General features: G+C 67.4%; 17 protein-coding genes, 1 pseudogene and 1 riboswitch. Of the genes and pseudogenes, 9 read left to right on the top strand and 9 right to left on the bottom strand.

Annotated elements, in window-relative coordinates; genetic code table 11:
* Positions 1 to 133 precede the first annotated feature (133 nt).
* The 4 genes from A5691_RS01200 (at position 134) to nagA (ending at position 4,274) form a co-directional block, all read left to right on the top strand.
* Positions 134 to 1,375: a D-alanyl-D-alanine carboxypeptidase family protein gene (locus tag A5691_RS01200; RefSeq protein ID WP_067751927.1), complete on the top strand. Its 1,242-nt coding sequence runs from the start codon at positions 134 to 136 to the stop codon at positions 1,373 to 1,375.
* A 32-nt stretch (positions 1,376 to 1,407) separates the two neighbouring features.
* Complete coding sequence (locus tag A5691_RS01205; RefSeq protein ID WP_067751930.1) at positions 1,408 to 1,746, top strand: hypothetical protein; 339 nt, start codon at positions 1,408 to 1,410, stop codon at positions 1,744 to 1,746.
* Positions 1,747 to 1,812: 66 nt separating this feature from the next.
* Positions 1,813 to 3,162 (top strand): sugar porter family MFS transporter, encoded by a 1,350-nt coding sequence (locus A5691_RS01210; protein WP_067751933.1) that lies wholly within the window; start codon positions 1,813 to 1,815, stop codon positions 3,160 to 3,162.
* The gene (gene nagA / locus A5691_RS01215; RefSeq protein ID WP_068016674.1) at positions 3,153 to 4,274 is read left to right on the top strand and encodes an N-acetylglucosamine-6-phosphate deacetylase; all 1,122 of its coding nucleotides are present in this window, start codon (positions 3,153 to 3,155) and stop codon (positions 4,272 to 4,274) included. Before A5691_RS01210 ends, nagA begins: the two co-directional genes overlap by 10 nt.
* On the opposite strand, the gene yhjD (A5691_RS01220) is transcribed toward nagA, so the two are convergent.
* Genes yhjD (A5691_RS01220) through trpS form a run of 3 tightly spaced genes read right to left on the bottom strand, consistent with a single transcriptional unit; the run spans position 4,271 to position 7,309 of the window.
* Positions 4,271 to 5,299 (bottom strand): inner membrane protein YhjD, encoded by a 1,029-nt coding sequence (gene yhjD / locus A5691_RS01220; protein WP_067751939.1) that lies wholly within the window; start codon positions 5,297 to 5,299, stop codon positions 4,271 to 4,273. The two genes, nagA and yhjD (A5691_RS01220), sit on opposite strands and share 4 nt — an antisense overlap.
* Positions 5,296 to 6,282, bottom strand: a complete 987-nt coding sequence (yhjD, locus tag A5691_RS01225) for an inner membrane protein YhjD (RefSeq protein ID WP_068016677.1) — start codon at positions 6,280 to 6,282, stop codon at positions 5,296 to 5,298. The genes yhjD (A5691_RS01220) and yhjD (A5691_RS01225) overlap by 4 nt, the downstream gene beginning before the upstream one ends.
* A 7-nt stretch (positions 6,283 to 6,289) precedes the next feature.
* Positions 6,290 to 7,309 carry a tryptophan--tRNA ligase gene (trpS, locus tag A5691_RS01230; protein WP_068016679.1) on the bottom strand — a complete coding sequence of 340 codons (1,020 nt, stop codon included), beginning with the start codon at positions 7,307 to 7,309 and terminating at the stop codon, positions 6,290 to 6,292.
* Between the two features lie 190 nt (positions 7,310 to 7,499).
* Here trpS and A5691_RS01235 point away from each other — a divergent pair, with 190 nt between their 5' ends.
* Positions 7,500 to 8,297 carry an alpha/beta fold hydrolase gene (locus tag A5691_RS01235; protein WP_067778856.1) on the top strand — a complete coding sequence of 266 codons (798 nt, stop codon included), beginning with the start codon at positions 7,500 to 7,502 and terminating at the stop codon, positions 8,295 to 8,297.
* Here A5691_RS01235 and A5691_RS01240 read toward each other — a convergent pair.
* Complete coding sequence (locus A5691_RS01240) at positions 8,290 to 9,516, bottom strand: NADP-dependent isocitrate dehydrogenase (protein WP_067751948.1); 1,227 nt, start codon at positions 9,514 to 9,516, stop codon at positions 8,290 to 8,292. The genes A5691_RS01235 and A5691_RS01240 overlap by 8 nt on opposite strands.
* 33 nt (positions 9,517 to 9,549) lie before the next feature.
* On the bottom strand, positions 9,550 to 11,787 hold the full coding sequence (locus A5691_RS01245; RefSeq protein WP_067778834.1) for an NADP-dependent isocitrate dehydrogenase: 2,238 nt from the start codon (positions 11,785 to 11,787) through the stop codon (positions 9,550 to 9,552).
* Between the two features lie 148 nt (positions 11,788 to 11,935).
* Positions 11,936 to 12,056, top strand: a riboswitch (SAM riboswitch).
* A 40-nt stretch (positions 12,057 to 12,096) separates the two neighbouring features.
* Between A5691_RS01245 and A5691_RS01250 the strand changes: the two genes are divergently transcribed.
* The 3 genes from A5691_RS01250 to A5691_RS01260 are packed head-to-tail and all read left to right on the top strand — an operon-like array spanning position 12,097 to position 15,325.
* Positions 12,097 to 13,455 (top strand): bifunctional o-acetylhomoserine/o-acetylserine sulfhydrylase, encoded by a 1,359-nt coding sequence (locus tag A5691_RS01250; protein WP_068016682.1) that lies wholly within the window; start codon positions 12,097 to 12,099, stop codon positions 13,453 to 13,455.
* A gap of 11 nt (positions 13,456 to 13,466) precedes the next feature.
* Positions 13,467 to 14,585: a homoserine O-acetyltransferase gene (locus tag A5691_RS01255; RefSeq protein WP_068016685.1), complete on the top strand. Its 1,119-nt coding sequence runs from the start codon at positions 13,467 to 13,469 to the stop codon at positions 14,583 to 14,585.
* A gap of 5 nt (positions 14,586 to 14,590) precedes the next feature.
* Complete coding sequence (locus A5691_RS01260; RefSeq protein ID WP_067751971.1) at positions 14,591 to 15,325, top strand: class I SAM-dependent methyltransferase; 735 nt, start codon at positions 14,591 to 14,593, stop codon at positions 15,323 to 15,325.
* Here A5691_RS01260 and A5691_RS01265 read toward each other — a convergent pair whose 3' ends face one another.
* The 3 genes from A5691_RS01265 to A5691_RS01275 form a co-directional block, all read right to left on the bottom strand.
* Complete coding sequence (locus A5691_RS01265; RefSeq protein WP_068016688.1) at positions 15,326 to 16,693, bottom strand: HNH endonuclease signature motif containing protein; 1,368 nt, start codon at positions 16,691 to 16,693, stop codon at positions 15,326 to 15,328.
* 121 nt (positions 16,694 to 16,814) lie between these two features.
* On the bottom strand, positions 16,815 to 18,806 hold the full coding sequence (locus A5691_RS01270; protein ID WP_082950081.1) for an APC family permease: 1,992 nt from the start codon (positions 18,804 to 18,806) through the stop codon (positions 16,815 to 16,817).
* Between the two features lie 28 nt (positions 18,807 to 18,834).
* A complete protein-coding gene (locus A5691_RS01275; protein WP_369827079.1) occupies positions 18,835 to 20,784 on the bottom strand; it encodes an APC family permease in 1,950 nt (649 codons plus the stop codon).
* A gap of 710 nt (positions 20,785 to 21,494) precedes the next feature.
* Between A5691_RS01275 and A5691_RS01280 the strand changes: the two are divergent.
* A pseudogene (locus tag A5691_RS01280) lies at positions 21,495 to 22,370 on the top strand (NAD-binding protein); the annotation flags it as partial.
* On the opposite strand, the gene A5691_RS27015 reads toward A5691_RS01280, so the two are convergent.
* Entirely contained in the window at positions 22,295 to 22,591 is a 297-nt protein-coding gene (locus A5691_RS27015) for a potassium channel family protein (protein ID WP_369827080.1), read from the bottom strand. The pseudogene A5691_RS01280 and the gene A5691_RS27015 sit on opposite strands and share 76 nt — an antisense overlap.
* Between the last annotated feature and the right edge of the window lie 26 nt (positions 22,592 to 22,617).

Here is a 22,617-nt window from a genome sequence, read left to right on the forward strand (position 1 = left end):
GCCACGGTGGCGGCATGCTCAGCGTAGTGGCTCCCCCGCGTTGCCGCCGCCCGACGGCGTCGCAACTTCCGTCTCACCAGTCACAGCGCGGCTCCCTCGAATCGCGCCCGCGATCGCCTAATGTGCACAGGCAATGGACTTCCTACGCCCCGCGTCATGCCTGGCAGCGGCCCTTTTCGTGGCCGCCGCTCCGGTTGCCGTCGCCGCGCCGATCGCGAGTGCCGAGCCCGGCGCCGAGCCCAACGCCGCCACCGCCAACTGCCCCTTCAAGGTGAACACCCCGCCCGCGGTCGACTCGTCGGAGGTCCCGCAAGCCGGTGATCCGCCGATCCCGCTGGCCGTGCCGCCGAAGCCGGTTGGCGGCGAGGCGCTGAGCAGCTGCGGCATCGTCGCCGCGCCCGATACGCCACCGCTGCCGACCGACGTCTCCGCCGACGCGTGGCTGGTGGCGGACCTGGACAGCGGCGCGGTGGTCGCGGCCAAGGACCCGCACGGCCGGCACCGGCCCGCCAGCATCATCAAGGTGCTGATCGCGATGGCGTCCATCAACGCGCTCAACCTGAACAAGTCGGTGCCCGGCACCGCCGACGACGCGGCCGCCGAGGGCACCAAGGTCGGCGTCGAGGAAGGCGGGGTCTTCACCGTCAACCAGTTGCTGCACGGCCTGCTGATGCACTCCGGGAACGACGCCGCGCACGCGCTGGCCATGCAGCTCGGCGGCATGCAGCAAGCCGTGGAGAAGATCAACGTGCTGGCCGCCAAGCTCGGCGGCAAGGACACCCGGGTGGCCACGCCGTCGGGGCTGGACGGGCCCGGCATGAGCACGTCGGCCTACGACATCGGCCTGTTCTACCGCTACGCCTGGCAGAACCCGACCTTCGCCGACATCGTCGCGACGCGGACGTTCGACTTCCCCGGCCACGGCGACCATCCCGGCTACGAACTGGAGAACGACAACCAGCTGCTCTACAAGTACCCGGGCGCCTTGGGCGGCAAGACCGGCTACACCGACGACGCCGGCCAGACGTTCGTGGGCGCCGCCAACCACAACGGGCGACGCTTGATGGCGGTGTTGCTGCACGGGACGCGGGTGCCGATCGCCCCGTGGGAGCAGGCCGCGCACCTGCTGGACTACGGCTTCAGCACGCCACAGGGCACCCAGGTCGGCAACCTCATCGAACCCGACCCCTCGCTGGCGCCCGCCAAACGCGACAGCGCCGCCGACCGGCAGGCCAACGGCGCCGAGGCAGCCGGGCTGATTCCCTCCGCGGACGCGCTGCCGATCCGGGTGGGCGTCGCCGTCATCGGAACGATCATCGTGTTCAGTCTGATCATGGTGGCGCGCGCGATGAACCGCCGGCCACAGCATCGTTGACCGTAGAAGTTTGCTGTGGCACCGTCTTGCGGATGAGCGAAGCCCTGTATGAGGACCCCGGCCTCCGGCTCGACGAGGACGGCATCACCATCCGGCGCTACTACTTCCCGTTTGCCAACCCGAAGCGCATCCCGTACGGCAGGATCCAGGGCGTCAAGGCCGAGCAGATGACGTGGAACAGCGGCAAAGGCCGGATCTGGGGCGCGGGCGACCCGCGGTACTGGTTCCCGCTGGACGTCCGCCGGGGCCGCAAGCGAACGCTTCTGGTGCTCCACCTCGGGCGCCGGGTGCGGCCGTGCATCAGCCCCGACGACCCCGAGCGTGTCATCGAGGTGCTGCGCGATCGGCTGCGGACTGCGAAGTCCCCATAGCGATTAGCTGACAGCGCCGACGGCGAGTGCGTCGATCCCGTCGGCGGCGACACTAAACTCACCCAGATGACCAACGCCCGGCGCGGCCTGGCGGTCGCGCTGACCGCCGCGAGCGTGGGCCTGATCTACGGCTACGACCTGTCCATCATCGCCGGCGCGCAGCTGTACGTCACCGAGGACTTTGGGCTGTCCACGCGGCAACAAGAACTGCTGACGACGATGGTGGTGATCGGGCAGATCGCCGGGGCGCTCGGCGCGGGCGTGCTGGCGAACGCGATCGGGCGGAAGAAGTCGGTGGTGCTGCTCCTGGTCGCCTACGCGGTGTTCGCTCTGCTGGGCGCGCTGTCGGTGTCCCTGCCGATGCTGTTGACGGCCCGGCTCCTGTTGGGCCTGACGCTGGGCGTGGCGGTGGTGGTGGTGCCGGTGTACGTGGCGGAGTCCGCCCCGACCGCGGTGCGCGGCTCGCTGCTGACGGCCTACCAGCTTGCCATCGTCAGCGGGCTCATCGTCGGCTACCTGACCGGCTACCTGCTGGCCGGGTCGCACAGCTGGCGCTGGATGCTGGGACTGGCCGCCGTGCCCGCCATCGTGTTGCTGCCGTTGCTGATTCGCGCGCCCGACACGGCGCGGTGGTACGTGCTCAAGGGCCGCCTCGAGGAGGCCCGCCGGGCGCTGCTGCGCGTGGAGCCCAACGCCCGCGTCGACGAGGAACTCGCCGAGATCGGCCGCGCGCTCGGCGAGGGCTCCTCCGGTCACAAGGGCGGCTGGTCGGAGATGCTGCGGCCGCCGTATTCGCGCGCCACCGCTTTCGTGATCACGCTCGGCTTTCTGATCCAGATCACCGGCATCAACGCGATCATCTATTACAGCCCGCGGATCTTCCAGGCCATGGGCTTCACCGGAAATTTCGCGCTGCTGGCGCTGCCGGCCCTGGTTCAGGTCGCCGGGCTGGCGGCCGTGGGCGCGTCGCTGCTGCTGGTCGACCGGCTGGGCCGGCGCCCAATCCTGTTGTCCGGCATCGCCATGATGATCGCCGCCGACGTCGTGCTGATGGCCGTGTTCGGGCGGGGCATCGGCGGCGCGGTCCTCGGATTCGCCGGCATCGTGCTGTTCATCTTCGGCTACACGATGGGCTTCGGCTCCCTGGGCTGGGTGTACGCCAGCGAGAGCTTCCCGTCCCGGCTGCGCTCCATCGGGTCGAGCACGATGCTGACCTCGAACCTGGTGGCCAACGCGATCGTCGCCGCCGTCTTCCTCACCATGCTCCATTCCCTCGGCGGCGCGGGAACTTTCGCGGTGTTCGCGTCCCTGGCTGCGGTCGCGTTCGTCGTGGTCTACCGGTACGCGCCGGAGACCAAGGGCCGCCAACTCGAGGAGATCCGCTACTTCTGGGAAAACGGCGGCCGATGGGACTGATCGCCGCGGGCACGATGGTGCTCGACGGATGGGTCCGCCGGCCGGGATGGCTCGAGACGGACGGGCCGCGGATCGTGGCGTGCGGCGCCGGGGCCCCGCCCCGCCCGGCCGACGACGCCTTCCCCGATGGGGCCGTGGTCCCCGGTTTCATCGACATGCACGTGCACGGCGGCGGCGGGGCGTCCTACACCGACGGCGACGGCATCGCCGGTGCGGCGGAATTCCACCTGCGGCACGGCACCACGACCACGCTCGCCAGCCTGGTGAGCACCTCGCCGGCGGAGTTGCTCGCCGGCGTGCGCGCGCTGGCCGAAGCCGCCCGGCACGGGATCGTCGCGGGCATCCACCTGGAGGGGCCGTGGCTGAGCCGGGCCCGCTGCGGGGCGCACGACCCCGCGCTCCTGCGCGCCCCGGATCCGGCGGAGGTCGACGCCGCGCTGGCCGCGGGCGGCGGCGCGATCCGGATGGTCACGCTCGCCCCGGAGCTGCCCGGCGCCGACGAAGCGATCCGCCGCTTCCGCGACGCCGGAGTCGTTGTGGCGGTGGGGCATACGGACGCCACCTACGAGCAGGTCGAACGCGCCATCGCGCAGGGCGCCACGGTCGGCACCCACCTGTTCAACGCGATGCCGCCACTGCACCATCGCGAGCCCGGGCCGGCGCTCGCCCTGCTCCGGGACCCGGGGGTCACCGTCGAGCTGATCGCCGACGGCGTGCACGTGCACCCGGCCGTCGTGGACGCGGTGATCGCGGCCGCGGGGCCCGACCGGGTCGCCCTTGTCACCGACGCCATCGCCGCGGCCGGCCGTGGGGACGGGCCGTTTCGCCTCGGCGCGGTGGCCGTCGACGTCGTCTCGGGGGTGGCACGGGTGCGGGGGACTTCGACGATCGCGGGCAGCACCGCCACGATGGACGCGCTCTTTCGCAACGTCAACGCCGGTGCGGGGCTGGCCGCCGCGGCGCTGACGACCTCGGGTACCCCGGCGCGGGCGCTCGGCCTCGAGCGGATCGGCTTCCTGCGCTCCGGCTATGACGCGAATCTGGTTGTGCTGGACGGTGATCTGCGGGTTACGGCGGTCATGGTCGCCGGCCGTTGGCGGGTAGGCCGCTAACGAAGCCGCCGGGTGATGCGGGAAAGGGCCAGCGCCCCAACGGCTCCCATCGCCATCGCGGTCAACGTCTGGCGCGTGCCGATGCCGTCGTCGAGCTGCACACGGGGGGCGATGATCGCCGGCGCGGGAGGGGCGACGTGGCGGGTGCGCGGGTGACCGGAGGCCGTCGCCGCCCACGCCGTGCAGAAGAGCACCAGGTATGAGGTGACGTAGGCGAACACCATCAGACCCAGCACCGGGCCGAACGTCGCGCCCGCGGGGCTGCGCAGCACCGCCCGCAGGTACAGCGATCCCACCTGTTTGAAGATCTCGAACCCGACCGCCGCCATCAGCGCGGCCCGCATCGAATCGGTCAGGCTGACCTTCTCGCGCGGCAGCCGGGCGATCATCCAGGCGAACAACAACCACGACACCGCCGTCGAGATCACGATCGACAGCAGCCAGAAGAACCAGTCGAACACCACGAGTTGCGGTATGCCGAGCCATTTGAGCAACGCCGCCAACGGCGCGTCATGGCCAATGGTGGTCAGGCCGACGGTGGCCACGATCACCGCGAACGTCCCGAGCATGGCCAACAGATCGGAGAACTTGTTGTGGACGAAGCCGGGCGACTCGATGCGCTCGTCCCACCACATCTCCGTCAGCGCCTGCCGCAGATGCGATATCCAGCCCAGGCCCGCCCAGACGGCGGTGGCCAGGCCGATGACACCCACCGACGTGCGCGCGGCGATCGCGGAGTTCATCAGATCCAGCAGCTGGTCCCCCAGCGCGCCGGTGACCTGGGACCGGATATGGTCGTCGATCGTCTTCAGCAGCTCCGGGCGCCGGGCCAGGATGAACCCGAAGGCCGCGAAACCCACCATCAGCAAAGGGAATAACGCGAAGATCGTGTAATAGGTGAGGCCGGCCGCGAAGAACCCCCCGTTGCGGTCGTCGAAGCGCTGGTAGGCGCGGATGACGTGGTCGAGCCAGCCGTGCCGGGCCCGCAACCGGTCGAGGATTCCGGGCTTTGCAGGTTCGGTCATGAGGAGTTCTTACCCCGCGCCACCGCAGGGATCCCAGCTTGTGGCGGCGCGTCGGCGGCCGGCTGCACCCCCGGGGCGATGATCCCCGGCGGGTCTGCCTGCCGGGCGCGGGGGCCGTCCCACGCCGTCGCGGCCCAGGCGGTACTGAACAGCACCAAGAGCCAGGTGACGTACGCGAACGCCAACAAACCCAGCACCGGACCGAAGGTGGCCCCGGCGGCGCTGCGCAGCACGATCTTCAGGTAGAGCGATCCCAACAGCTTGAACAACTCGAACCCGGCGGCCGCAATCAAGCCGGCCTCCATCGACGTGACGATGCCGACCGCCTCGCGCGGCAATCGCACGATCACCCAGCTGAACACCAGCCACGACACCGCGAACGCCGTCAGCACCGAAATAACTCGGAATACCCAGTGAAACACCGAAAGTTCCGGTATACCAAGCAATTTCAGCGCAGCTCGCATTGGCTTCTCGTGTCCCAGCGCGGACAGTCCCATGGTGATCACGACCACTACCAACGTCCCCACCACGGCGGCCAGATCGGACAGTATCGTGCGGACGAAACCCACGGAGTCCACTGGGTGCTCCCATATTCGGCCCAGCGCCTCCCGGAGGCGATACATCCACGTTTGGCCCAGCCAGGCCGCGACTACCAACCCGATCACACCAACGGATGCACGGGCCGCGATCGCCGAATGGATCAGGTTGACCAGGTGCTGCCCCAACTCGGGGGACACCCAGGACCGGACGTGTTCGTCGATCGTGCCCAGTAGCTCAGGATGACGCGACAATCCGAAGCTACCCAGCGCGAAACCGACCATCAGCAAGGGAAATAACGCGATAAGCGTGTAGTAGGTGAGGCCGGCCGCAAGCAGGTTGCCACTGCAATCCCTGAAGTGAAAAAAGGCGCGGATGACGTGGTCGAGCCAGCCGTGCCGGGCCCGCAGCCGACCGAGGAGGCCTGCCTTGGCCGGCTCGCTCATGGTGAACTCATCCTCGCTGCGGAAGGAACCCTAACCGATCGTAGACCCGCCGAACGGTCTTGCCTGCGACATCCTCGGCGCGCTCGGCCCCGACCGCGAGCACGCCCTCCAATTCGGCTGGGTCGGCCAGCAATTCGTCGACGCGCGCCTTGATCGGGCTGACGAACTCGACGACCGCCTCGGCGGTGTCCTTCTTCAGGTCGCCGTAACCCCGTCCTGCGTAACCCTCGACGAGCTTGTCGATGGCCACGCCGGTGACCGCCGACTGGATGGTCAGCAGGTTCGACACGCCCGCCTTGGCCTCGGTGTCGAAGCGGATCTCGCGCTCGCTGTCGGTGACCGCCGAACGAATCTTCTTCGCGGACGCGGCGGGGTCGTCGAGCAGGTTGATCAAGCCGGCGTCGGTGGCCGCGGACTTGCTCATCTTCGACGTGGGGTCCTGCAAGTCGTAGATCTTGGCGGTGACCTTGGGGATCAGCAGATCGGGCACCACGAAGGTGTCGGGGAACCGGCTGTTGAACCGCTGCGCCACGTCGCGCGCCAGCTCCAGATGCTGGCGCTGGTCCTCGCCCACCGGAACCAGCTCGGCGTCGTAGGCCAGGACGTCGGCGGCCTGCAGCACCGGATAGGTGAACAGGCCCACGGTGGTGGAGTCGCCGCCCTGGCGGGCCGACTTGTCCTTGAACTGCGTCATCCGCGACGCCTGCCCGAACCCGGTGAAGCAGCCCAGCACCCAGGCCAGCTGAGAGTGGGCGGGCACGTGGCTCTGCACGAAGATGGTGCTGCGGGCGGGGTCGATGCCCAGCGCCAGATACTGGGCCGCCGTCACCAGGGTCCGGCGGCGCAGCGCCTCGGGTTCCTGGGGAATGGTGATGGCGTGCAGGTCGACGACGCAGAAGAAGCACTCGTGTTGGTCCTGCAGCGCGACCCACTGGGTGATGGCACCCAACGCGTTCCCGAGGTGGAGCGAGTCGGAGGTGGGCTGCACGCCGGAGAAAATCCGGCCGGATCCGGTAGCGGTGCTCATGATGCACCGATCTTTTCACGCGGGTCTTGCCGGGCATGCGCCGCCGCCGAGTGCGCGGTGCCCGGCCGGCCGGGCGCTCGCTTGCGGTACCGGCGGTACCGCATTTAATGTCGGCGGTATGGGGAGCAAGAGGATCAACAGCAACACGGGGACGCGGCCACCGATCCATCTCGGCTCGGGCGAGCCGGTCCTGCTGCTGCACCCGTTCCTGCTGTCCCAGGCGGTCTGGGAGGACGTCGCCCGGCGGCTGGCCGACACCGGACGGTACGAGGTGTTCGCCCCGACGATGGCCGGCCACAACGGCGGCCCCTCCGCGGGGACCTGGTTCCTGTCCTCGGCGGTCCTGGCCGACCACGTGGAACAGCAGATGGACGAGCTGGGCTGGGACACCGCCCACATCGTGGGCAACTCGCTGGGTGGCTGGGTCGCGTTCGAACTCGAGCGGCGCGGGCGAGCGCGCAGCGTCATGGGCATCGCCCCGGCCGGCGGGTGGACGCGTTGGAGCCCGGCGAAGTTCGAGGTGATCGCCAAGTTCATCCTGGGCATTCCGCTGCTGGTGCTGGCCTGGCTGTTCGGCCCGAAGGTGATGCGCCTGCCGTTCAGCCGCCAGCTGGCCACCTACGCGATCAGCGCGCGGCCCGACGGGGTCACCGACGAGCAGCTGCTCGGCTGCATCGACGACGTCGCCCACTGCCCCGCCTACTTCCAGCTGCTGGTCAAGTCGCTGCTGCTGCACGGCCTGCGGGAGCTGGCCGAGAACGCCGTCCCGGCGCACCTGGTGATCTGCGAAAAGGACCGGATCGTGCCCGCCCCCCGGTTCAGCAGGCATTTCACCACCCACCTGCCCGACGACCACCAGGTCACCGAGCTCGACGGCGTGGGGCACATCCCGATGTTCGAGGCGCCGGACCGCGTCGCCGGACTGGTCATCGCGTTCCTCGACGAGTGCAACGCGGCGAGCCGCGGCGCCAACCCGTCGGCTAGCTGACCAGCTTCTTTTCCAGGTTCTCGGCGATCGAGTTGAGGAACTCCTCGCTCTGCTGCCATTCCTGCTTGGGGCCGATGAGGATGGCCAGGTCCTTGGTCATCTTCCCGCTCTCGACCGTGGAGACCACCACGTCCTCGAGCGTCTGCGCGAACTCGATCACCTCGGGGGTGTCGTCCAGCTTGCCGCGGTGCGCCAGCCCACGCGTCCAGGCGAAGATCGAGGCGATCGGGTTCGTCGAGGTCGGCTTGCCGGCCTGGTACTGGCGGAAGTGCCGGGTGACGGTGCCGTGCGCGGCCTCGGCCTCGACCGTCTTGCCGTCGGCGGTCATCAGCACCGACGTCATCAGCCCCAGTGAGCCGTAGCCCTGCGCGACGAGGTCGGACTGGACGTCGCCGTCGTAGTTCTTGCAGGCCCACACGTACCCGCCCTCCCACTTGAGGCAGGCGGCCACCATGTCGTCGATCAGCCGGTGCTCGTAGGTCAGCCCCTCGGCCTCGAACTTGTCCTTGAACTCCTCGTCGTAGATGCGCTGGAACTCGTCCTTGAACATGCCGTCGTAGGCCTTGAGGATGGTGTTCTTCGTGGACAGGTACACCGGCCACTTGGCGTTCAGGCCGTACGAAAGGGAGGCGCGGGCGAAGTCGCGGACGGATTCCTTGAAGTTGTACATCCCCATCACGACGCCGCCGTCGTCGGGAATGGACACCACCTCGTGCACCATCGGCTCGCTGCCGTCGGACGGCGTGAACGTGATCGACACGGTGCCGGGTTTGTCGACCTTGAAGTTGGTCGCCCGGTACTGGTCGCCGAACGCATGCCGGCCGATGACGATCGGCTTGGTCCAGCCGGGCACCAGGCGCGGCACGTTGGAGATCACGATGGGCTCGCGGAAGATGGTGCCGCCCAGGATGTTCCGGATCGTGCCGTTGGGCGACAGCCACATCTTCTTCAGGTTGAACTCGGAGACACGGGCCTCGTCGGGGGTGATGGTCGCGCACTTGACGCCCACGCCGTGCCTCTTGATGGCGTACGCGGCGTCGATGGTCACCTGGTCGTTGGTGCGGTCGCGGTTCTCGATGCCGAGGTCGTAGTAGTCCAGGTTGATGTCCAGGTGCGGCAAGATAAGCAGGTCTTTGATGAACTTCCAGATGACGCGGGTCATCTCGTCACCATCGAGCTCTACAACCGGGCCCTTGACCTTGATCTTGTCGGTGGACATCGGGTCAACTCCCTATCTAGCGGCCCTTGAAGCTTACGAGCTTTGCGAAGCGGCCAGCGCCTCATTCAACGTCTTGCTCGGCCGCATCACCGCCGTCGTCTTCTCGCTGTCCGGGTAGTAGTAACCACCGATGTCGACGGTCTCGCCCTGTGCCTTGGCGAGTTCGGCCACGATGGTGTCCTCGTTGCGGCCCAACTCGTCGGCCAGCGCGGCGAAGTGCTCGCGCAGCTCCTCGTCGTCGGATTGCGCGAGTTCCTGCGCCCAGTACAGCGCCAGGTAGAACTGGCTGCCACGGTTGTCGAGCTCCCCGGCCTTGCGCGACGGGCTCTTGTTGTTCTCCAGCAGCTTGCCGATCGCGGCGTCCAGCGTCTTGCCGAGGATCTTGGCGCGCTCGTTGTCGGTCTTGATGCCGATGTCTTCGAAACACGCTCCCAGAGCGAGGAATTCACCGAGGGAATCCCAGCGCAGGTGGTTCTCCTCGAGCAGCTGATGGACGTGCTTGGGCGCCGAACCGCCCGCCCCGGTTTCGTACATGCCGCCGCCGGCCATCAGCGGCACGATCGACAGCATCTTGGCGCTGGTGCCCAGCTCCAGAATGGGGAACAGGTCGGTGAGGTAGTCGCGCAGGATGTTTCCGGTCGCGGCGATGGTGTCCTGCCCGCGCATCGCGCGCTCCAGCGTGTACCGCATGGCCCACACCTGCGGCATGATGTTGATGTCCAGGCCCTCGGTGTCGAGTTCCTTCAGGTACGCCTTGACTTTTTTGCGCAGCTCCACCTCGTGCGGACGTTCCGTGTCCAGCCAGAACACCACCGTCATGCCGGAGTTGCGCGCCCGGGTGACGGCCAGCTTGACCCAGTCCCGGATCGCCTCGTCGGTGACGATCGGCATCCGCCAGATGTCGCCCTCCTCCACGTTCTGGCTGAGCAGCACCTCCCCGGTGTCGAGGTCGACGATGTTGGCGACGCCGTCTTCGGGGATCTCGAAAGTCTTGTCGTGCGAGCCGTACTCCTCGGCCTGCTGCGCCATCAAACCGACGTTGGGGACGGTGCCCATCGTCGTCGGATCGAACTGGCCGTGGGTTTTGCAGAAATTGATGATCTCTTGGTAGATCCGGGAGAAGGTCGACTCGGGGTTGACGGCCTTGGTGTCCTTCTGCCGCCCGTCGGCGCCCCACATCTTGCCGCCCGCGCGGATCATCGCCGGCATCGACGCGTCCACGATCACGTCGCTGGGCGAATGAAAGTTGGTGATGCCCTTGGCCGAATCGACCATCGCCAGTTCGGGACGGTGTTCGTGGCAGGCGTGCAGGTCGCGGATGATCTCCTCGTGCAGCGACGCGGGCAGCGACTCGATCTTGTTGTAGAGGTCGACCAATCCGTTGTTGACGTTGACACCGAGCTCGTCGAAGAGCTCCTGGTGCTTGGCGAACGCGTCCTTGTAGAAGACCTTGACGGCGTGGCCGAACACGATCGGGTGCGAGACCTTCATCATCGTCGCCTTGACGTGCAGCGAGAACATCACGCCGGTCTCGTAGGCGTCCTGCATCTGTTCCTCGTAGAACTCGACCAGGGCCTTCTTGCTCATGAACATGGAGTCGATGACGTCGCCGTCGCGCAGCTCCACCTTGGGCTTGAGCTCGAGGGTCTTCCCGCTCTTGGTCTCCAGCACCATCTTCACGTTGCGGTCGCGGTCCAGCGTCATCGACTTCTCGCCGTGATAGAAGTCGCCGTGCCGCATGGTGGCGACGTGGGTGCGCGAGGCCGGCGACCACGCCCCCATGCTGTGGGGGTGCTTGCGCGCGTACTCCTTCACCGCCTTCGGCGCGCGGCGGTCCGAGTTGCCTTGCCGCAGAACCGGGTTGACCGCACTGCCCAGGCACTTGCCGTAGCGGGCGCGGATTTTCTTGTCCTCGTCGGTCTTCGGGCTCTGCGGGAAGTCCGGGATCTTGTATCCCTTGTCCTGCAGCTCCTTGACGGCGGCGATCAGCTGGGGCACCGAGGCGCTGATGTTCGGCAGCTTGATGATGTTGGTGTCTGGCAGCTTCGTCAGCTCGCCCAGCTCGCAGAGGTTGTCCGGAACCCGCTGCTCTTCGGTCAAATCGTCGGGAAACTCGGCGAGGATCCGGGCGGCCACGGAGATGTCACTGGTCTTGATCTCGATGCCCGCCGGCTCGGCGAAGGCGCGCACGATCGGCAGGAAGGCGTAGGTCGCCAGCAACGGCGCTTCGTCGGTCAGTGTGTAGATGACGGTCGGCTGTTCGGCGCTCACGGTCCTTCTTCCCGGCGTCAAAATCCTCGAATATTCGGTCAGATCTCTGGGGGGCTCAGCGTTCTTCCTGCCACGTTATCAAGGGCGTTTGGGCAGGTGTCGACCTGCCATTGGCATCCGGTCGGCACAGTAAGCTAATCTTCGTATTGGTCATGAGCGCCAGCATCAAGCCCCGGCTTGCTGGCCGGCAACCCTCCAACCGCGGTGGGGTGCCCCGGGTGATGACCAGGTTGAGTAGCCAAGCACCGGCTATCCGGCAAGCGCGGGTCCGCCATGACGGGCCCCTGAGCCAGACAGGGGAAGCTTTCCATGAGCGATGCCACCAGCAACGACGACACCGATCCGACCGCCGGCTGGTCGTTTGAGACCAGGCAGGTGCACGCCGGCCAGCACCCGGACCCGGCCACCAACGCCCGCGCCCTGCCGATCTACCAGACCACCTCGTACACGTTCGACGACACCACCCATGCCGCCGCCCTGTTCGGGCTCGAGGTGCCGGGCAACATCTACACCCGGATCGGCAACCCGACGACCGACGTCGTCGAGCAGCGCATCGCCGCCCTCGAGGGTGGCGTGGCCGCGCTCTTCCTGAGCTCCGGGCAGGCCGCGGAGACCTTCGCGATCCTGAACCTCGCGTGTGCCGGAGATCACATCGTCTCCAGCCCGCGGCTCTACGGCGGCACGTACAACCTGTTCCACTACTCGCTGGCCAAGCTCGGCATCGAGGTCAGCTTCGTCGACGACCCGGACGATCTGGACTCCTGGCAGGCCGCGGTGCGGCCCAACACCAAGGCGTTCTTCGGCGAGACGATCTCCAACCCGCAGATCGACCTGCTGGACATTCCCGGGGTGGCCGGGGTCGCCCACTCCAACGGAATACCGCTGGTCGTCGACAACACCATCGCCACGCCCTACCTGATCCAGCCGTTCGCCCACGGCGCTGACATCGTCGTGCACTCGGCCACCAAGTACCTCGGCGGGCACGGCTCGGCCATCGCCGGCGTCATCGTCGACGGCGGCACCTTCGACTGGACGCAGGGCCGCTTCCCCGGCTTCACCACGCCCGACCCGAGCTACCACGGCGTGGTGTTCGCCGAGCTCGGGCCGCCGGCGTACGCGCTCAAGGCGCGGGTGCAGCTACTGCGCGACCTCGGGTCGGCCGCCTCGCCGTTCAACGCGTTCCTGGTCGCCCAGGGCATCGAGACCCTGAGCCTGCGCGTCGAGCGGCATGTCGCCAACGCGCAGCGGGTCGCCGAATTCCTCGAGGGTCACGACGGCGTGCTGTCGGTGAACTACGCGGGCCTGCCCAGCTCGCCGTGGCACGAGCGGGCGAAGAAGCTGGCGCCCAAGGGAACCGGCGCCGTGCTGGCCTTCGAGCTGGCCGGTGGCGTCGAGGCCGGCAAGGCGTTCGTCAACGCGCTGAAGCTGCACAGCCACGTCGCCAACATCGGCGACGTGCGCTCGCTGGTGATCCACCCGGCGTCCACCACGCATGCCCAGCTGAGCCCGGCCGAGCAGCTGGCCACCGGCGTCACGCCGGGGCTGGTGCGGCTGGCCGTCGGGATCGAGGGCATCGACGACATCCTGGCCGACCTGGAACTCGGTTTCGCCGCCGCGCGTAAGTACGGTGCCGAGGCGTCCGACCCGCAAGCCGTGGCGGCGTTCTAGGGAGCCCGGGCATGACGATCTCCGACGTTCCGACCCAGGCGCTGCCCGCCGAAGGCGAGATCGGCCTGGTGCACATCGGCTCGCTGACCACCGAGAGTGGCGCGGTGATCGACGACGTGTGCATCGCCGTCCAGCGCTGGGGTCAGCTGTCGCCGAGTCGTGACAACGTGGTGGTGGTGCTGCATGCGCTGACCGGTGACTCGCACATCACCGGCCCCGCCGGACCGGGTCATCCCACGGGCGGCTGGTGGGAAGGGGTGGCCGGGCCGGGCGCGCCGATCGACACCGACCGCTGGTGCGCCGTGGCCACCAACGTGCTGGGCGGTTGCCGCGGCTCCACCGGGCCCAGCTCGCTGGCCCGCGACGGAAAGCCCTGGGGCTCAAGGTTTCCGATGGTCTCGGTCCGCGACCAGGTGGAGGCCGACATCGCCGCACTGGCCGCGCTGGGAATCAACGAGGTCGCCGCCGTTGTTGGTGGTTCCATGGGCGGCGCACGGGCATTGGAGTGGATGGTCGGTCACCCGAGCCGGGTGCGGGCCGGGCTGCTGCTGGCCGTCGGCGCGCGGGCGACCGCGGACCAGATCGGCACCCAGACCACACAGATCGCGGCCATCAAGGCCGACCCGAACTGGCAGGGCGGCGACTACCACGACACCGGCCGCACCCCGGACACCGGCCTGACCATCGCCCGCCGCTTCGCCCACCTGACCTACCGCGGGGAAACGGAGCTCGACACCCGGTTCGGCAACGACAAGCAGGGTGGCGAGGACAGCCGCTACGCCGTGCAGAGCTACCTCGAACACCAGGGCGACAAGCTGTTGGCCCGCTTTGACGCGGGCAGCTATGTGACCCTGACCGAGGCGCTGAACAGCCACGACGTCGGCCGCGGTCGCGGCGGGGTGCGCAAGGCCCTGACCGGTTGCCCGGTGCCCGCCGTGGTTGGCGGCATCACCTCCGACCGGCTCTACCCGCTGCGGTTGCAGGAGGAGCTCGCCGAGCTGCTGCCGGGCTGCGGCGGCCTGGAAGTTGTCGAGTCGATCTGCGGGCACGACGGCTTCCTGGTGGAATCCGAGGCGGTCGGGGAACTTATTCGCAAGACGCTCGATCTCGCCGCCAACGAAGGCACGTGACGGCGGTGACCCGTTCTCGCCACGACCGCTCCCTGTCGTTCGGTTCCGCGGCGGCGGCCTATGAGCGGGGACGCCCGTCCTACCCGCCGGAGGCCATCGACTGGCTGCTGCCGCGCGGCGCGCGCCAGGTGCTCGACCTCGGCGCGGGCACCGGCAAGCTGACCACCCGGCTGGTGGAACGCGGGCTGGACGTTGTGGCCGTCGACCCGATTCCCGACATGCTGGAGGTGTTGCGCACCTCGCTGCCGGAGACCCGCGCGCTCCTGGGCACCGCGGAAGGGATTCCCTTGCCGGACAACAGCGTTGACGTCGTACTGGTCGCGCAGGCGTGGCACTGGGTGGATCCCGAGCGCGCCATCCCCGAGGTGGCCCGCGTACTGCGGCCCGGCGGGCGGCTGGGCCTGGTGTGGAATACCCGCGACGAGCGGCTGGGCTGGGTGCGGGAGCTGGGCGAGATCATCGGTTCCGACGGCGACCGCGGCCGCTTCGACGTCACGCTGTCCGAATCGTTCACCGAGCCGGAGCGCCACCAGGTCGAGTGGACGAATTACCTTACGCCGCAAGCGCTGATCGACTTGGTCGCGTCGCGCAGCTACTGCATCACCTCGCCGACCGAGGTACGCACCAGGACGCTGGACCAGGTGCGTGAGTTGCTGGCCACCCATCCGGCGCTGGCGAATTCGACGGGGCTGGCGCTCCCCTACGTCACCGAGTGCATCCGCGCGACGCTGACCGAGTGACTATGCCGCGTCGTCATCGTCGTCGTCGTGGAGAAGTTTTTCGGGGTGGTGGAAGGTGTTGGTGCGGGGTTGGCCGCGGTCCAGGTGTGGGGGTGGGATCCAGACGGTGTCGCCTTTGGTGTTTGTGCGGGTGGTCCAGCCGCCGGGTTTGAGCAGGCGGTGATGGGGTCCGCAGGCGAAGGTGAGGTTGTCGATGTCGGTGCGGCCGCATTGGGCGTAGTCGGTGACGTGGTGGACCTCGGAGAGGTAGCCGGGCACGGTGCAGCCCGGCGCCGAACACCCGCGGTCTTTCGCGTACAACACGATGCGTTGCCCCGGGGAGGCCAGCCGCTTGCTGTGATAGAGGGCCACGGGTTTGGCGTGATCGAAGACGGCCAGATAATGGTGGGCGTGGCGGGCCAGGCGGATCACGTCGCTGATCGGTAACCGGGTGCCACCACCGGTGCGGCCGTGACCGGCGGCGGCCTGCAGGTCGGCCAGGGCGGTGGTGATGATGATGGAGGCCGGTAACCCGTTGTGGCGGCCGAGTTCTCCCGAGGCCAGGAGCGCGCGGTTGGCCGCCAGCAGTGCGTCGTGGTTGCGTTGGGCCACCGAGCGGGCGTCGCGGTCGATGGCCTCCTGGCTCGGGGCCCCGTCCACACACGGGGTGTCCTCGAGTGGGTTGCACATGCCGGGCGCGGCGAGTTTGGCCAGCACCGCCTCGAGGGTGGCGCGGGCCTCGGGGGTGAGCAGGGCGCGCAGCTCGGACATGCCATCCGCGGCTTGCTTGCCCAACACCAGGCCGCGGCGCCGCGCCCGGTCCTCGTCGCGGTAGGTGCCGTCGGGGTTGAGGCAATCGGCGACGTGATCGGCGAGCGCGGCCAATTGTTCGGGCCGGTACTGCGTTCCGTGCGTGGCCAGGTCGGCCTCGACCGCGGCGCGGGTGGCGGCATCGACCCAGCCGGGCAGGTGGTGAAAGAACTTCCGGATGACCGCCACCTGCCCGCCGCCCAGTTTTCCGGCGCGTTGGGCGGCCGCGGTGGCCGGCAGAATCGGCTCCAGCGGTTCGCCGGTCAGCCCGCGCCGCGGGCCCAGATCCACCGCTTCCTTGACCCGGTGTGAAGCCTCCGCGCGGCTGACCAACGTCGCCTCGGCGATCGCATGCGCCAAGGTGCCGCCCAACTCTTCGGGGGTGGCCTGATGGGCCAGGGAGTTGATCACCGGGTGTTCGAGTGCGGGCAGTTGGCGGCGCGCCTGCTCGCAGCGTTCCAGCATCGCCAGCTGCTGCCGCACCGTCATCGCGTCCACCGGCAGCGCGCGGGCGCGGGCCAAAACTGCATCCAGGTCATCGAACACCGCCTCGGCGTCGGGATGACCATCTGGACTCATACCGCCAAACTAGCCACCCCCACCGACAAAAACGGCCCCAAAAATCGCCATGGATGCACACTCGCGCAACTTAGTTCGAATTCTTGCGGCCAGCGTCGCCTCGGCGCCGGCCGCCCCGGGGTCAGTCGCCCACGAGACTCGATATCGGGGTCACCACTACCGCCTCGTCGGCGTCAAAACCGTTGGGCGCGAGCCGTCCGATCCGCGACTCGATGTCGTACGGGACGATGATGGCGGTCGCGCCCCGGACCCGGCTGACGGTGCGGGCCATCTTGTCCGCGGTGCGGTCGTGCAGCAGCCGGCCCAACAGGGGCGAGTACGTGCGGCGCGGCAACAGCACCGTCACCCTGGTGTCCGGGTGGTCCTTGAGCACCCGCAGCACCAATTCGTGTGCGGCCCGGCTCAAATGGCGATCGGGACAGTTGATCAACCACAGCGGGGTGTCGTGCTCGAAGCGATCCCACCGCTCGCGAAGCCGCACCGCGTGATCGACGTCGATGACGAAATGCACGGCGGTCAGCTCGTCGGCATGTAGGCCATATCCGAGGCGCACCGCCTCGATCTCGGCCAGATCGATCGTGTCCACGAAGACCAGTACCTGAAGTCGCGGATGCCGCGCCAGGTCGAGGTCCTCGGCGCGAGTCATCTCCAGCACGGAGGCCTCGTCGCGATATTTCCGGTTGAGCCTCGTCAAGGCCAGCACCAGGAGCGGGAAGATCACGACGATCAGCCAGGCGCCCTCGGTGAACTTGGCCACCACGAAGATCCCCACCACGATCGTCGACATGACCCCCGCCGACAGGTTGACCGCCAGCTTGGCACGCCAGCCCGGCTCGCGCCGGGTCAGATGATGCTTGGCCATGCCATAGCCGGCCATCGCGAACGCGGTGAAGACGCCGATCGCGAAGAAGGGCACCAGCGCACTCACCTTCGCCTCGGTGATGACGAGCAGGACCATGGCCAGCGCGGTCAGCACGAAGATGCCGTTGGAGAACACCAGGCGATGGCCGCGTTTCGTCAGTGGGCGGGGCAGGAAACGGTCCTCGGCGACGAAGCTGGCCAGCGCGGGGAAGCCGTTGAAGCTGGTGTTGCAACCCGTGAACAGGATCGCCGCGGTCGACGCCTGAACTAGGAAGTACAGGACGTTGCCGATCACGCCGTGGCCGAAGACCGCCCGGGCTATCTCCGAAAGCATCGACGGGTATTCGTCGAGATAGGCCACGGCGTGCGTGACGTGGGTCAGCCAGCCCACACCAATGAGCAAGAACCCGAGGATGCAGGCCATCCACGTCAGCACGCGACGCGCGTTGGGGCCCTGCGGCTTTTGGAAGACGTTGACGGTGTTGGACACCGCCTCGACGCCGGTCAACGAGGTGCCGCCGTTGGCGAACGCACGCAACAGAATCAGGACCGTCGCACCCATCACCAAGCCGCCGCCCTGATGCACCGGCACCGCGCCGGCGATGTGCTGCGGATCGTATCGCGGTAACCCCCAGAACATTTCACGCACAAACCCGGTCAGGATCGTCACGGTGATCATCCCGACGAAGGCGTAGGTCGTCAATGCGAACGTGCGGCCCGACCGCCGCAGCCCGCGCAGGTTGGCCAGGCAGATCAGCACGACCGCCGCCAACGTGATCTCCAGGTGATAGGGCCGCAGCGGGGGAATCGCCGACACCACCGCCACTGTCGCCGCCGCGGGCTGCACCGCCACGGTCACCACGTAGTCGATCAGCAGCGCCGCCGCAGCAACCTGCGCCACCCGCGGACCGAAGTTCTCCCTCGCGACCGTGTAGGAACCGCCGGCCCGCGTGTAGGCCATCACGACCTCCCGGTACGACGCGCACACCAGCGCGAGAATCACCAAGATGACACCGGTGATCGGGAGCACCAACGCGTACGCCGCCAGGCCGGCCGCCGGGAGCAGCTCGACCATGATCTGCTCGGTGCCGTACGCCGTCGATGAGATCGCGTCCGGCGAAAGCGCGCCGAGGGCAATGTGATTCGGCAGTCTCTCGCCGTCCAGCTGGTCGGTGGTCAACGGCTCCCCGAGGAAAAGCCGTTTGCACTTGTCGGTGAAGGAGAGCGGTATCTCGCCACTCGGTTGCGTCACAACATCCCTTTCTCGAGACCGGATTGCCTCATCCCGCGCGGGTGACCTCGGCGATGCGGGACTCGATGTCATAAGGCACGATCTGCGCGGCCGCGCCCGGGATCCGGCTGACCGCCCGGGCGATCTTGTCCGCGGTGCGATCGTGCAACAGGCGGCCCACGAGCGGCGAGTAGGTCCGGCGCGGCAGCAGCACGGTCGCCTTGGTATCCGGATGCTCGTTGAGCACCCGCAGGACCAATTCATGGGCGGCCCGACTCAGGTGCCGATCCGGACAGTCGATCAGGCGCAGCGGGGTGTCGTGTTCGAAAACCTCCCAGCGCCGCGACAACCGCGCTGCGTGATCCGAGTCGACCACGAAGTGCACGACGGTGAGCTCGTCGGCGTGAAGTCCGTTCGCGTATCGCATGGCCTCGACCTCCGCGAGGTCGACGGAATCCACGAAGACGAATACCCGGTGCCGCGTGTATCGGGAGAGGACCGGCTTTTCCGTGCGCGACATCTCCAGCACGGACGCCTCCACGCGGTACTGCCGGTTGAGTCGCATCAACCCCAACACCAGTAGCGGGAATACGACGACGATGAGCCACGCGCCCTCGGTGAACTTGGCCACCGCGAAGATGCCCACCACGATCGTCGACAGGATCCCGGCCGACAGGTTGACCGCCGCCTTGCGCCGCCAGCCCGGGCCGCGCTCGGACAGATAGTGTTTGGTCATGCCGTAGCCGGCCATCGAGAAGCCGGTGAACACACCGATCGCGTAGAACGGCACCAATGCGTCAACCGAGCCGCCGGTGATGAGCAGCAGCGCGACCGACAGCGCGGTCAGGGCGATGATGCCGTTGGAGAAGACCAGTCGATGGCCGCGCTTCATCAACGGGCGGGGCAAAAAGCGGTCTCCCGCAACGAAATTGGCCAGCGCGGGGAAGCCGTTGAAGCTGGTGTTACCACCGGTGTAGAGGATGGCCGCGGTCGACGCCTGCACCAGGATGTACAAGACGTTGCCGACTGCTCCGTGGCCGAAGACCGCCCGGGCGATCTCGGACAGCATCGACGGGTATCCGTCGGAGTACGGGACGGCGTGGGTCACATGTGTCAGCCAGGCCACTCCCGCCAGCAGGAACGCGAGAATGCAGGCCATGATCGTCATCACCCGGCGGGCGTTGATGCCCTCCGGCTTGCGGAAGGTGGTGACCGTATTCGAGATGGCTTCCACCCCGGTCAGTGACGAGCCGCCGTTGGCAAACGCACGCAACACGATCAACAGCGTCGCGCCCATCACCAGGCCGCTGCCCTGGTGGACGGGCACCGCTCCGGCGATGTGCTGGGGATCGTAGACCGGCAGGTTGCCGATCAGTTCACGAATGACGCCGACCACGATGGTCAGCGAGACCATGGCCACAAAGGCGTAGGTGGGCAACGCGAAACGCGCGCCGGCTTCCCGCAACCCGCGCAGGTTGGCAAAGCACATCAACAGCACCATGCCGACCGTGATCTCGAGGCTGTAGGGGCCAAGGACCGGTAGCGCCGAGGCCACCGCCACCGTGCCCGCCGCGCATTGCACCGCGACGGTGACGACGTAGTCAATCAGCAGGGCGGCCGCGGCGACCTGCGCCACCCGGGGACCGAAGTTCTCTCGCGCAACGACGTAGGACCCACCGGACCGCGTATAGACCATCACCACCTGGCGGTAGGACGCGGCGACCAGCACCAGGATCAAGAGAATGACCCCGGTGATGGGAAGCAACAGGGCGAACGCGGCCATCCCCGCCGCCGGCAGCAGCTCGATCATGATCTGCTCGGAGCCGTAGGCGGTCGATGAGATCGCGTCGGGTGAGAGCACGCCGAGCGCGACCGGGTTGGACAACTTCTCGTGCTCGAGCTGCGAGTTGATCAGGGGTTTACCGAGCAAGCCTCGTTTGCAGACGTCGGAGAACGACGACGACCATGCCTTGTGATCAACGGTCCGTCGCTCAGCCAAAGGTGTTGCCACAGGCGATATTCCTTCCCCCAAGCATGACATTTGCCCCCTTCGATCCGGGAACCCGCCGAAAGAGTATCTGCCACAATTGTTTTTGTCGCCCTACCGTCCGCGACCTAGAAGAACAAACACAGGAGATTGGCAGAATAATTGCCAGGACACTCCCAGCGGGGTGACCTGGATGTAACAAACAAGCGCCAATCGGTAATGCAGATGCCTTTCTCTGGCACCCGGGACGGCTCGAAAAGTCCGACGCGAAACCCGTTGTGATGTATGGCACTTGGTAGCCGACACCCAGCCCGCCGCGCCGAGGAGCCGATGACCAGCATCACCACAGGAACGTCAAAGGTGTTGTACAGCAAATCTTCTAACACGGCTGACCGCCACCACTAATATAGCAATTCACACAAGTCATGGTTGTATTAATTGAGTTCTGTTGCGCTCCAGCGCAATCGGAGGGCGTATTTGTACGCTCCGGGCCTCTGCTCTTGCACGGTGGATGCGTTCAGTCTCACCGCACTCCAAATCTGTCTGTTAGCATCGAATTAGATCTCCATTTCCTTGGAGTAGCGCGTGACACCCGCCTAAGCGAAATAAGTGCTTGTGCCACATGGGTTTCGCGTCTCTGCACCACCGGACGCATGGAGAAAACCAATCCAGGTCGACGTTCACCGGAGGGTAGTAATTGTTTCGCGGAGGGATAGGACCTCATGAGCCAGTGCATCATCGTCAGCGGTGATGACGCGCTCGCGTCGACGATCGTCGATGAGCTGAAGCGGGCGGGCGCGCGCGTCGCCAGGCTTCTCGATTCGGAACTCGCGGGCGCCCGGGTCAAGACCCAGCTCGCCAGGGCGGGCGTCACCACGGCGTCCGCCGTCGTGTGCGCGGGAGACGACGACGCGACGAACCTGGAGATTGCGCTGCTGGCGCGGAAGGCCAACCCGGACATCCGTGTGGTGGCGCGGGTGGCCAACGACGTGTTGCGCGAGGCGGTCGCTGCCGACGAGGGGCCCAGCTCCATCCTGGGCGTCGCGGATCTGGCGGGGGCCGCGGTCGTCGAGGCGTGCCTGGCACGCACCACACATCCCTTCGAAGTGGCAGGTATCGAATTCGTGGTCTTCGGCGCCGAGGCGCCGTTCGACGCGTCGCTGCGCGAGATCTATGGCGACCTCGCCCCGGTAGCGATGGTGCACAACGAGGACGCCGACCACCCCGGTGAGGTCGTGGTGTGCCCCGGGCGCGATTTGCGGGTCAACGCCGGCGACTGGACGGCAATGATCGGCACCACCGAGGAGGCGGCCGCCTGCGGCGTCAAGGTGCCACGTAACCCGAAGATGCGGTCGCGCCAATCCCGGCTGCGCCGTGTCCTCTACGCGGTGCGGGCCCTGCCCAACGAGGTCAATCCCGCTTTCTACCCGCTGATAGCCGCCCTCGTCCTCTTGATCATCAGCTCGACGACCCTGCTGCACTTTTCCTACACCCACCCAGGCATGTCCTGGACCGACGCTTTCTACTTCACCAACGAGACGATCACCACGACCCGGACCCCCAGCGCGCTCAACCCCACCACGATGATGTGGTTGCGCAGGTGTCGCGCCCGCGGGCGGGCGGACAACGTGAGGAATCGGCGCGACAGCAGCACATCGGCGATGAAGGCGACCAGCAATGCGGTGGTGGTGACGCCGGCCAACATCAGCACTGCGGCGTACAGGCGCAGCCAGGTCGGCTGTTTGGCGAAGCTGAAGTCGCCGTATCCGGTCGTGGTGATCGTCTCGTTGGTGAAGTAGAAAGCGTCGGTCCAGGACATGCCTGGGTGGGTGTAGGAAAAGTGCA

It is taken from the genome of Mycobacterium sp. E183 (assembly GCF_001667735.1).
Lineage (GTDB): Bacteria > Actinomycetota > Actinomycetes > Mycobacteriales > Mycobacteriaceae > Mycobacterium.

Coding starts and splice junctions, on each gene's coding strand:
- A5691_RS01200 (WP_067751927.1), top strand. CDS start 134: ATGGACTTCCTACGCCCCGCGTCATGCCTGGCAGCGGCCCTTTTCGTG.
- A5691_RS01205 (WP_067751930.1), top strand. CDS start 1,408: ATGAGCGAAGCCCTGTATGAGGACCCCGGCCTCCGGCTCGACGAGGAC.
- A5691_RS01210 (WP_067751933.1), top strand. CDS start 1,813: ATGACCAACGCCCGGCGCGGCCTGGCGGTCGCGCTGACCGCCGCGAGC.
- nagA (WP_068016674.1), top strand. CDS start 3,153: ATGGGACTGATCGCCGCGGGCACGATGGTGCTCGACGGATGGGTCCGC.
- yhjD (WP_067751939.1), bottom strand. CDS start 5,299: ATGACCGAACCTGCAAAGCCCGGAATCCTCGACCGGTTGCGGGCCCGG.
- yhjD (WP_068016677.1), bottom strand. CDS start 6,282: ATGAGCGAGCCGGCCAAGGCAGGCCTCCTCGGTCGGCTGCGGGCCCGG.
- trpS (WP_068016679.1), bottom strand. CDS start 7,309: ATGAGCACCGCTACCGGATCCGGCCGGATTTTCTCCGGCGTGCAGCCC.
- A5691_RS01240 (WP_067751948.1), bottom strand. CDS start 9,516: ATGTCCACCGACAAGATCAAGGTCAAGGGCCCGGTTGTAGAGCTCGAT.
- A5691_RS01250 (WP_068016682.1), top strand. CDS start 12,097: ATGAGCGATGCCACCAGCAACGACGACACCGATCCGACCGCCGGCTGG.
- A5691_RS01255 (WP_068016685.1), top strand. CDS start 13,467: ATGACGATCTCCGACGTTCCGACCCAGGCGCTGCCCGCCGAAGGCGAG.
- A5691_RS01265 (WP_068016688.1), bottom strand. CDS start 16,693: ATGAGTCCAGATGGTCATCCCGACGCCGAGGCGGTGTTCGATGACCTG.
- A5691_RS27015 (WP_369827080.1), bottom strand. CDS start 22,591: ATGTCCTGGACCGACGCTTTCTACTTCACCAACGAGACGATCACCACG.